At 64.5% G+C, this 1675-nt stretch carries 3 protein-coding genes; all 3 read left to right on the top strand.

Annotated elements, in window-relative coordinates; all coding sequences use genetic code 11:
* Window positions 1–333, top strand: a 333-nt coding sequence (locus AC0AP0_RS05535; protein WP_490429652.1) for a YceD family protein, incomplete at its 5' end; no start/stop codon positions are given.
* Between the two features lie 64 nt (window positions 334–397).
* Complete coding sequence (rpmF, locus tag AC0AP0_RS05530) at window positions 398–592, top strand: 50S ribosomal protein L32 (RefSeq protein WP_015021378.1); 195 nt, start codon at window positions 398–400, stop codon at window positions 590–592.
* Window positions 593–697: 105 nt separating this feature from the next.
* Complete coding sequence (rnc, locus tag AC0AP0_RS05525) at window positions 698–1459, top strand: ribonuclease III (protein WP_313840608.1); 762 nt, start codon at window positions 698–700, stop codon at window positions 1457–1459.
* Window positions 1460–1675 lie beyond the last annotated feature (216 nt).

The raw sequence follows: 1675 nt of genomic DNA, 5'->3' as shown, positions 1-1675 counted from the left end.
TACAAGGAGCCCGAACCAGAGCCGACCCATGGCAAGGAGGAGATTCTGGCCGAACAGGACGAGGCCAGCGGCCAGACCTATCCTCTGGTCAGCGGAGGCGCCTTTATGGATTTGGAGGCCCTCCTGCGTGACACCCTGGTGGAGGCCCTTCCCCTGCAGCCCCTGTGCCGACCCGACTGCCGGGGCCTGTGCCCCCAGTGCGGCATGGATCTGAATGACCATCCCGATCACCACCACGAGATAATGGACGACCGCTGGGCGGCCCTGGAGGGCCTGAAGCAGCGTCTGGAGCAGGAGGAGAACCCCGGCAGCGCCGGCCAGGCTGGCGAATGACCGGAGGTTGCGGTAGACTGCTCTACGCTTAAGCTCGAAGTATTCGATCGAAACAGAGGACAATATGGCACTGCCAAAGTACAAGACCTCGCGCGCCAACACCCATTCCCGGCGCGCCAACTGGAAGACCCAGGCCGCCGCTACGGTGACCTGCCCCAACTGCGGAGCTCCTGCGCTGCCGCACATGGCATGCCCCAGCTGCGGCATGTACCGCGGGCGCGTCTACCGCGACGCCATTCGCTCGCAGTTCAGCAAGTGAGCCGATCGGCGATCGACACGCAATGAGAGAACCCCGGCCATCGACGGGTGGCAGGGGTTTTTCCATATCATCAGACGGCAAGGCCGGGAAAGCGAGAAAGACCATATGCAGCAGGAGGAACAGGAGCAAGTGGATTCCGGCAACCAGGCGGCTGAGGATCTCTTCCAGGCCCTAGGTGGCAGGATCAGCCCGGAGTTGCTGGTGCACGCCCTGACCCATCGCTCCTTCGCCCATGAGCACCCAGGCATGCCCAACAACGAACGGCTGGAGTTCCTGGGCGACGCGGTTCTGGAACTGGTGGCCACCGAGACCCTATACAAGGTCCATCCGGACATGACCGAGGGCCAACTGGCCAAGATGCGGGCCAAGGCGGTCTCCGAGGAGGCCCTGTCGGCCATCGCCCGGGAGAAGCTGCATCTGGGGCAGTATATTCTTCTGGGCCGGGGAGAGAGCGAAAACGGCGGGGCCGACAAGGACTCCATACTCTGCGACACCGTCGAGTCACTGATCGGGTCGGTATTTGTGGAGCACGGCATCGAGGGGGCCAGGACCACCGTCCATACCCTTCTTGACGACACCCTGGCCGAGGTGGCCACCGAGGGGCCAGCACTGGATTGGAAGACCTCGATCACCGTCAAGGCCCACAAGCTGGGCTTGGGCGAGCCCCGGTACGCCATGGCGGTCTCCGGGCCGGAATACGCCCAGGTCTTCACCGCCGAACTGCGACTGGAGGACGGCGGGACCGTGATCGGCAAAGGCCGGGCCAGCAGCAAGCGGAAGGCCCAGCTGGCTGCTGCCGCCCAGGGGTGGAAGCGGCTGGACGATCAGGATCTGCTTGCGGCCCTGCGCGCCGAGCAATCAGCCTGAAGTTCGAGCCGGAATTCCGGCATGCGGTACTGCCGCCACGCCCCGACCAGACCCCTGTTTAGACTATGGGCATAACCCGGAGGTACGCCGTCACGAACGGCATAGGTGCCTCCTCCTGATCGGGAATCGTCCGCCCACCCCGCCGACGCTCCGACAGGTTCGTATTTCGACATGCACGGCCGCAGGTCGGCGCGCAGTCTGGAGGTCGAGAGGAAA

The organism is Bifidobacterium sp. POST2/T3 (B1), from assembly GCF_058197115.1.
Note: the sequence above shows the minus strand (reverse complement) of the source record. Positions and strands in the feature narration are given on the sequence as shown.